This window comes from Pseudomonas sp. P4_D7, assembly GCF_056401755.1.
This window is the reverse complement of record NZ_JBFUIR010000087.1, coordinates 1-8,102: the sequence shown is the minus strand read 5'-3', so window position 1 is coordinate 8,102 and position 8,102 is coordinate 1. Positions and strand designations below refer to the sequence as shown.

General features: G+C 57.3%; 8 protein-coding genes and 2 pseudogenes. 8 read left to right on the top strand and 2 right to left on the bottom strand.

The features are described from left to right. Positions 1–539: 539 nt before the first annotated feature. Complete coding sequence (locus AC1DVF_RS27950) at positions 540–1,136, bottom strand: hypothetical protein (protein WP_477783501.1); 597 nt, start codon at positions 1,134–1,136, stop codon at positions 540–542. A 366-nt stretch (positions 1,137–1,502) separates the two neighbouring features. On the opposite strand from AC1DVF_RS27950, the gene AC1DVF_RS27945 reads away from it, so the two are divergent. From AC1DVF_RS27945 to AC1DVF_RS27920, 6 genes and pseudogenes are all read left to right on the top strand, one after another. Then, positions 1,503–2,096, top strand: a complete 594-nt coding sequence (locus tag AC1DVF_RS27945) for a hypothetical protein (RefSeq protein WP_477783500.1) — start codon at positions 1,503–1,505, stop codon at positions 2,094–2,096. Next, a complete protein-coding gene (locus AC1DVF_RS27940; RefSeq protein ID WP_477783499.1) occupies positions 2,093–2,623 on the top strand; it encodes a hypothetical protein in 531 nt (176 codons plus the stop codon). Before AC1DVF_RS27945 ends, AC1DVF_RS27940 begins: the two co-directional genes overlap by 4 nt. A gap of 214 nt (positions 2,624–2,837) precedes the next feature. Then, entirely contained in the window at positions 2,838–3,368 is a 531-nt protein-coding gene (locus AC1DVF_RS27935; protein WP_477783498.1) for a hypothetical protein, read from the top strand. 187 nt (positions 3,369–3,555) lie between these two features. After that, positions 3,556–4,032, top strand: a complete 477-nt coding sequence (locus AC1DVF_RS27930; protein ID WP_477783497.1) for a hypothetical protein — start codon at positions 3,556–3,558, stop codon at positions 4,030–4,032. 418 nt (positions 4,033–4,450) lie between these two features. Further along, complete coding sequence (locus tag AC1DVF_RS27925) at positions 4,451–4,768, top strand: hypothetical protein (RefSeq protein WP_477783496.1); 318 nt, start codon at positions 4,451–4,453, stop codon at positions 4,766–4,768. Positions 4,769–4,882: 114 nt separating this feature from the next. Continuing rightward, positions 4,883–5,241: pseudogene (locus AC1DVF_RS27920) on the top strand (transposase); the annotation flags it as partial. A 271-nt stretch (positions 5,242–5,512) separates the two neighbouring features. Here the strand turns inward: AC1DVF_RS27920 and AC1DVF_RS27915 are convergent. Continuing rightward, positions 5,513–6,799, bottom strand: a complete 1,287-nt coding sequence (locus AC1DVF_RS27915) for an IS110 family RNA-guided transposase (protein WP_477297692.1) — start codon at positions 6,797–6,799, stop codon at positions 5,513–5,515. 87 nt (positions 6,800–6,886) lie between these two features. On the opposite strand from AC1DVF_RS27915, the pseudogene AC1DVF_RS27910 reads away from it, so the two are divergent. Together AC1DVF_RS27910 and AC1DVF_RS27905 are read left to right on the top strand one after the other, a co-directional pair. Continuing rightward, positions 6,887–7,159: pseudogene (locus tag AC1DVF_RS27910) on the top strand (integrase core domain-containing protein); the annotation flags it as partial. Positions 7,160–7,333: 174 nt separating this feature from the next. Next, positions 7,334–7,822 carry a hypothetical protein gene (locus AC1DVF_RS27905; protein ID WP_477783495.1) on the top strand — a complete coding sequence of 163 codons (489 nt, stop codon included), beginning with the start codon at positions 7,334–7,336 and terminating at the stop codon, positions 7,820–7,822. The last annotated feature ends 280 nt before the right edge of the window (positions 7,823–8,102 follow it).

The window sequence follows — 8,102 nt, the reverse complement described above, 5'->3', positions numbered from 1 at the left end:
GGTGAATGCGTGGTTGAAGGAGTGGACAGCTGCAGGAGCCAAGTAAGTTTGGCGAAAGCGGCGACCTTTGGGTCGCCGCTTTTTTGGTTTTCAAGGAGCGAAAATGATACGCAAGAAGGGATGGCACGGAACTCGGACTGATACGGTGAGATCCGTCAATCATCATGGGGTGATGGCCCTGATTGTGCTCCTGCTCGCAGGATGTACTTACTGGGATGGCGGGATGCTTCCGGACGACAGGGTGCGGGCGACCCGAATGAAGGCAGCGTACAGCGCTACGATAGTGGGACAGACGACGAGGAAGGATGCCGAAGCTGCACTAGGTCTACCTTATTGCAGTCGTTCCTTGAGGAGCGGCGAAGTCGAGCTTCGTTGGGGTGGATTATCGACGAAGATCAATGATGTCCAGTTTCTCGGAGTCAGAACCAAGCGATACGTGGTCAACGGGCAGTGGGATTTGACGCTCGCGTTTCGCGACGACGTGCTAGTCGATAAAGCCCCAGGTTGGAACTCGCCGGATTCTGACCATTCCTGTGTCGTCACGTGTCCTGAGTGCCGGTTTCGATCGGTGGGTAGAGAGGGCAACGTGTCCGTCCCGCTTGATGCCGGACCAAAGCCACGTGCAGGATGGAAGGATGAATAAGGACGATTTGACGAAGAAAATTCGAGAGGCTTTTGCATGGCGTACCAGACCAGAAATTGTTGCCGATAGGTCTCGATCGCCTGTAACGGACCGGCAGGACGCAGAGCGTCTGGAGCGGCGCAGCCGTGAAGAACTGGACTGGTAGTTCCTGCAAAAAAACGCCGATGCGCTGTATGCCATGACGCCCGAGGCCTTTCGGTACTACCTTCCAGAATTCATGATTCTGGGTATGGTCGCGAGTGAGACATCGCCACTTTTCATCTCTCCGATATTCCAGATGTTGGACCCAGGGCCGGATACGACGTTCTGGAGTGATGCCTTCCGCCGTTACTGGGTCGGCATGAATTCCGATGAATATGACGCGATCAAGGCTTGGACCGTCTTTCTGGCGTCGAGTAACGCTGGATGGGTGGATGACGTTGTTCTTTCCAGGGACTTCGACACCTTGGTTCGTCTTGAAGAATCCTCGATTCAACCGGGTGATCGCTGTCATGAATTACCGTGACGGTACGGCAGTGGCGAGCGTCCCCACGTCCGAGTGGTCGTATCCCAGCCACGGCTTCCTTGTCCTTGACGACGACAAGACGACCTTCCGGAACAGCGATGCTGACGAAATCGCCGCTACCCAACATGCGAAAGCCGAAGCATCTGCTGGGGTACATGAATGACAGTCACAAGCAGCCTGCATTTGACGAGCACATTTTTGACGGTCGGAGACTTCGAGCGCGCAGTCGGGCCGCGTGCTGACTTTCATTGGGGGAAAGGCGACCACGCGTTCAGTCCGGAAGGGCGGCACCTCGGTAGCTTTCGGTCGGACTCACACTCGGAATTCAACTTGTTCGAGGGCGGGGGGCTCCCCTTGGAGGACGCGCTGGAAGCGTGCGCGACGGGGTTGAGCTATCTGAGAGACTTTTTCGTCACGGTGAGCGGGGCGGGCGGCACTGCAGAACTTCACATTTGCCATCCGACGGGGGCGAGCGTCGCTGTCACGGTTCCCTCCGCGCTACTGAATGATCTCGAAGACCTCGGGCTCGACGTGGTGTTCGAAATATCCAGGTCGGACCCGGAAAGGGGCGAGAGCCCAGACGTGTTTACACCTAACGTCGAGGCCATCCAGTCGTTCTTGCAGGCACTCATGGATGCGGACGATGCGCCGGGTGTGCGCCTTGATGTCTGTGTCAAATACCGGAACGACAGGTCAGTCTATGAGCAATGGACGCCAAATCGACCCGATGCGTTCACGGAGTATGGGCTGCGAGATCCGGGCTTCGGTTCGGGCCCGGTGAACTATTCGGACATAGAGTGGATATGCGTTCCCGCAGTTCCGCGAGGAACGAGCAGCCTTCCCGGATACTCGAGTAAGTTCGACGCGCTGATTGCCCTCTGCGCTGATATGTCAGCGGTGACGATTACGCGCTGCGAAGTCACCTTACGGCCGAATGCATCAGCATGACGACACAGGAGCGCGTCTTCGAGTGCGAATGCAAGGTCATGATTCGGGGCATCGTCTTCGTGGCGTTGATTTTCGCCTTAGCTATGGCAAAGGGCGAAGTCAGGCGGACCGACGACTGGTTGCACGTCCTTGGAACGTTTTCGGTGGCACTAGGACTTGTATCCGTCCTCGTTTTACCTGCGCTTTCTATGACTCAGGACATCGTCCTCACGCCGGAAGGTATGGCGCGATCGTTGTTTGGCTTCCGCTCTGGCCGGGTTAGGTGGGACGAGATCACAAGCGTGCGTTGCAAGGACGTCGACTACAAAGGCGCGGTCGTCCGCCACTACAAGCTGTTTACGGGTGAAGGCGACAAGTTGCCCAGGCTGACCTTCCGCAGCGACTACGACGACGTGGAGGACATCATTGCGGTCGTGAGGGTAGAGGTCGCCAAGCGTGCCATTCCTGTTCTCGTACGCAAGATGGGGTGGGTCATCCCTGCCGACCATGTTCCGCTGCCCGGTGATGATCCCCGTAGCATGTGGTAACGAGGCGGAGGTTCGCCGATGAGTATGGATTCGGAAGCTCTGGCTACGGTGACGATGTGCCCCAGCCCACAGCACGGCTGAGGCGCATGCAGGACTCAGTTGGGAGGAGGTCCAAAGAACGGACAGCGCCTGAGTTGACGATGGCGAGTGTTGCGACGACGCTGTGCCGCGGCCGAGTGCCGTCTCCAGGGGATCATACGATTGAGTGGCTACTATGACGGATAGAGAACGTGTGGTGTATCGCCTGCTCGTCGGCGTGATCATTCTTACCAGCGTTGTTGCAGCGATGGCAACGTATCTCGCCTCGTGCAACGACTCGGCATGGGAGAGCCTGAACGCAGTCGTGGACGACGTCTCCATCATTCCTGCGCGCCATTGGGCTCTAGGCTCCGATTTCCCCGATCTCACGGCGATCTACTTCTTCTGGGTTTGTCCAGTATTTCCAGCGTCAGTCGCCGCATTCGCTACTCGCTTGTGGACTCCCAACAACATATTCCGGGTGGGGCGCACTGCCAGCTTCGAACTCAAGTTCGGGCTCGGTAGCCTCCTCATGCTTGCCATAGGCCTCAGCATGCTTTGGTCTATGGACGGAGAAGAAGTACTGGGCGTGCCGATCGGCAGGCGGTTAGCCGACCTTCTGATGCTCGGCTGGCTTCCCTTCGCCATGGGCGGTTGTGCTGCGGGACTCGGAGTCATCGGGTTGCGACGGTTATTCGGTCCGAGCACGCCGATGCGTGAATACTGAAGTCGTCGTGTTCGTTGTTTGGCTCAGTTGGCAGTCGGTCCAAAGAACGAACAGCACCTGAGTTGACGATGGCGAGGCGTGCGGCGACGATGTGTCGCGGCGGAGTGCCGTTTCCAAGGGATCAAGGGGGAATGATTGTCGCCGCGTGTGGATCGCCTGTAACTCGATGACCTGAATTGGATCAATGATGAGCATCGTCGATCAGATCTACGCAGCCTTCAAATGCAGAAATCGACCGAGCGTGATCTGCGACGTTTCTCGTCCGCTGATTAGCGACAGGCAGGATGCTGAACAAGTCGGTCGCCGTTTGCGACAGGATCTTGACTGGGCGTTTCTCCAGGAGCATGCGGACGCGCTGTACGCGATGACACCAGGGTCGTTCCGGTACTACATACCTCAGTTTATGGTTCTTGCCATGTACCGGAGTCGCGTCACTCCCTTATTTGTCTCGCCGATATTCCAGATGTTGGACGCCGGTCCTGATGAAACGTATTGGAGCGATCGATTCAAGCTTCTCTGGGTTGGGATGACGAGTGAGGAGTACGAAGCGATCAAAGCATGGCTGATCTTTATGGCTTCGACAGATGGTGCCTGGGACGACGATTTAGTCCTGGCAAGAGCTTTCGATACTGTTGATCTTCTGAGTCAGGCTATCGAGCGGTAGTGGCCTCACGCATCGGCACGATACAGAGGCAAATCGTGGATCCGCTGCATGTCGACCACACGGAACTCGACGATCTGATCTGAGGCGCGACCCTAATTCTGCAGCGGCTTGCATCCGAAGAGAGGTCTGGAGTAGCGTCGCCAGCATTCAGGGCGCCGGTATGGATCGGCCACAGGGGTTCCACATGACTTCGCATTGGACGCGTGCTCGTGACGCGGGTTCTACCATCGCTCGGCCTGCGCGTGCCTTCGCCGCGCTGCTCATGCTTATCCTCACGGCACCGGTGGCTGCGAGTGACGGCGGAACGCACGCCAGGCCGGATGCCGCACGAGGCCCCCGTCCCATGGTTATCGGCCTGACCTGTGACGGGAGCGCGTCTCTCGTAAGGGAGGTGCATTACTGGGACTCTCGAATGCCCATGGGTGGCGGCCCGGAGCAGTGTCTGGATGGCAATGCGAAAATGCGGCTGACCGCCGAAAAAGTCGCATTGCAGTACAACCGGGTGACAGAGCACTTAGAAGTCGTCTTGACTCTCTCGGAGACCGATGGACGGGCGGTCAGTAAATTCTTCGCTGCCGCGCTGAAGACTGGCACTCGCCACGCCCTCATTCTCGTCTATGGAAAAGTCATCGTCAGTACGTTCATCTCTGGTCCGTTTTCGGGCACCACCTTCGAGATCGATGCGGGGTCGGATGAAGGTGCCAAGGCGATCGCCGCGATCTTGAGCGGCTCATGAGGATTGGGCAATGCTAAGAGTTTACCTCCCCACTACGTTGATGTCGCGACGTCCCCCCAGATTTGAGTAGCGCGCCGGTTTCGAGTTCAATCCCCCACGGGAAGGAGATTGGACGTGAAGAAGCGTTTTTCCGAAGAGCAGATCATCGGCTTCTTGCGCGAGGCCGAGGCAGGCGTGCCGGTCAAGGGCCTATGTCGCAAGCAGGGCTTCAGTGAAGCCTCTTACTACCTGTGGCGAAGCAAGTTCGGCGGCATGAGCGTGCCCGGGGCCAAGCGGCTGAAGGACCTGGAGTCGGAGAACGGACGCCTAAAAAAGCTGCTGGCCGAGCAGCTCCTTGAGAACGAGGTCATCAAGGAAGCTCTGCGAAGAAGATGGTGAGCGCACCGGACCGGCGCGAGCTGGTGGGCTACCTGATCGGCCAGGAGCTGAGTGAGCACCGGTCGCTAGCGATCGCCGGCATGAGCGCAAGCGCTCGCCTGGCCGCCACTCGGGGTCTGCCGAAGATCATTCGCAGCGATAACGTACTAAATACGAAGTCAAGCCTTCTTCCGAGACGAGTGTTCCCTTAGCGCTGCAAAGCGCCTTTGAGGGTGCATCGCCAGCCTTCACGAAGCTATCCGTGGGCTTCCACGAAACGAGATGTCCCTTGAGCTGACCATAGTAAACACGAGGTCCGCCGCATCATCGGCAGCCTCCACCGTACTTAAAACAGCATAGGGTCCCCGTGGAAGGTCCGAGCATTATCTACAGGATCCTAGTGGTCCCGACGGCCCTACTGAGACGGATCGATCCACGGGGTAAAGCATCTTCGGCATAACAGCGATACGTGCTGTGATGTTTTACTAACGAGTAGGCCACGCGCGCCATCTTCGCAGAGACGGCGGTCATCGCCTTCCGTTTTCGATCCGCATTCAACGGATCGCTCTTGATGTAACGTTCGTATTTGTCCCGGAAGCTATTTTCGCGCATACGGACGGCAATGCTGGCTGCGAACCAGAATGCGAACCTGAGGCGCGCAGAGCCACGCTTCGAGAGTTTCTCGTGTCCCTTGAACTGTCCGGACTGGCACTTGGACAGGTCAAGCCCGCAATATTTTAAGAACTGACGGTGATGGGGGAACCTCCGAAGATCGCCAGCCTCTGCAAGAATGGTCAGCGCAATYACCGGCCCCACCCCCGGGAGTGATCGTAGTGCCTCATAGTCTTCCTGGCCTGAAAGTAAAGCGTGTGCGCGTTCAACGAGTGCATCGCGCTGCTCGACCAGAAGCTGGAAACGCCGAAGCTGCAACCGGAAAGTCTCGATCTCAATCGAATCCGAGGAAATGGGCAAACCAATGCTATTTTGAGCTCGGTTGTAGAGCTCCAGGAGCCAGTTAGCCTTATTCACCTTTCGACCCACCGCTGACCAAGCTTCGTCCTTGAACTGCTCAAAACTTCGCGCCTTGATCGACGATGCCGTTGGGAACAACTGTAGAAAACAGGCGAACCAGTCGGCGTGGCTGCTGGAAAAGAAACGCTCAATCTCAGGAAAGTACAGCGGCAAGTAGTGCGTCATGAGACTGTGCTGTAGGCGAGTCCTCGCCAAGCTGATCTGGAAGTGCGTTTTTGATAGCTCCTGTAGCCCGTGATGGCCGGCTATCAGCGGATCGACGTACCGTTGCGTTATACCTTGCTTAAGCAGTGCGAGTATCACACCAGCATCCTTGGGATCGTTCTTGTCCCAAGAGTTGTACATCGCTTCACGAAAGCGAGCACCAGCCACGGACGAAACGAGACAAACATCCAGGCCATGAGAGAGCAGTCGATGAGCTAGTGTTCGGTGGTAGTCGCCGGTGGGCTCCATGGCAACTCGTACAGGCTGAGGCGCTGCCTGCAGATACTCAACCAATCGCTGATGGTCTTCCAGCGTGCTTGCTAGCCGGAAGCGCCGGTGCCTTCCATCCGGTGTCTCAATCAGAACAGCGTGATGGTGTTTTGCGACATCAATCGCGACCCAGGTGGCAACGGGCGTAGCATCGAGACGGGTAGTCATCGTCGCAGCTCCTGTCGTGCGTAAGAACATTCAGGATGCTCTCGTCGACGATGGCTGCCCACTAAATCATGCTTCGGAAGGTACTACGGAAAGGAGTTTTGTGGCAAGGCCATGGTCGCATGGGTACACGAACGCGGCGTGCAGCTGTGACTGATCGACCCTGGCAAGCCGAACCAGAACGCCTACATCGAATCGTTTAATGGAAGGCTTCGCGATGAATGCCTCAACGAACATTGGGTTCCCAGCCTGCTGCATGCCCGAACCGAGATCGAAAACTGGCGACGGGAATACAACGGAGAGCGACCGAAGAAGGCACTCGGCGGGCTGACTCCCGCCGCTTACGCGAAACAGTTACATTAATCCCGGACTCAAAATCGGACCGCTACTGAGGGCGGGGGGCGTCGTAGGGTCGCCGGCATTAATGCGCTAGGGATTTGGGCTGGCTCAGACCGAGTTGCGAGCCACGTGACGGTGCTCTTACATTTCGTCAATCTTGTGCCTTAGACTCCAACAACTTCTTAGGGAACAAGACGTATGCGAAAGTCGACCTTTTTTGTGATTCTGGCCATCGCAGTCATGGGCGTGGGCTGCAATCGAGAGGGTGGGGCAAGTAAGGACGCGGTCTTGGTCGCCCCATCCGATAAGCACGACGGCAACGCTTGGGGTCAAGTTATTCGCCAAGGGTTGGCGTCGGATGCGCCGAAAGTGAGCTCGCGACCCTACACATTTTTTGTCCCTTCGGATGGCGACGCCGATGCGGAGAGCAAGCGCAAGAACGAGTCGGAAGCTATAGCCACCCTAATCGAGCAAAGCACCGTGCCAGGTAGGACCATTGGTATCGGCGGTCCCGACCCTGATAAGACGGCTGAAGTTATTATTCAGGCCCTCAAGGGAGTGACGGCAGGACGTGCGACGGGCTTGACGATCGTCGTTGTTGGCGGCGGTCACCGCGACGAAGAGCTACGTAAACAGGCGGAAGCCTCGGGGGCAGATATTCGGATCAAGTCCGTCACGGTGAGCTGATCGAGGCTTGTACGCCGCAGTTCGTCTTTTCGACACCAAGAGTGTGTAAGAAAGCGACTAAGGCGTCCCGTTCGCTAACTGTTATGGCGATCGGGGCGCCGCTCGCTAGTCCTCTCCAATATACCTCTTGGTCAACGGCTGCTTCGAGCGTCGGAATGCTGCCGTCATGCATATATGGGGCAGTGTCTGCGACGTATCGGAGTGAGGGGGTGCGAAATCGCCCAACGTCATCCCCTTTTCGAGTAGTGACGAAACGGCCCAACGCCGCAATATCCGGGTC

Excerpts from the sequence above, each read along its gene's own strand:
- AC1DVF_RS27935 (WP_477783498.1), top strand. The coding sequence starts at position 2,838 with ATGACGGATAGAGAACGTGTGGTGTATCGCCTGCTCGTCGGCGTGATC.
- AC1DVF_RS27930 (WP_477783497.1), top strand. The coding sequence starts at position 3,556 with ATGAGCATCGTCGATCAGATCTACGCAGCCTTCAAATGCAGAAATCGA.
- AC1DVF_RS27925 (WP_477783496.1), top strand. The coding sequence starts at position 4,451 with ATGGGTGGCGGCCCGGAGCAGTGTCTGGATGGCAATGCGAAAATGCGG.
- AC1DVF_RS27905 (WP_477783495.1), top strand. The coding sequence starts at position 7,334 with ATGCGAAAGTCGACCTTTTTTGTGATTCTGGCCATCGCAGTCATGGGC.
- AC1DVF_RS27950 (WP_477783501.1), bottom strand. The coding sequence starts at position 1,136 with ATGACAGCGATCACCCGGTTGAATCGAGGATTCTTCAAGACGAACCAA.
- AC1DVF_RS27940 (WP_477783499.1), top strand. The coding sequence starts at position 2,093 with ATGACGACACAGGAGCGCGTCTTCGAGTGCGAATGCAAGGTCATGATT.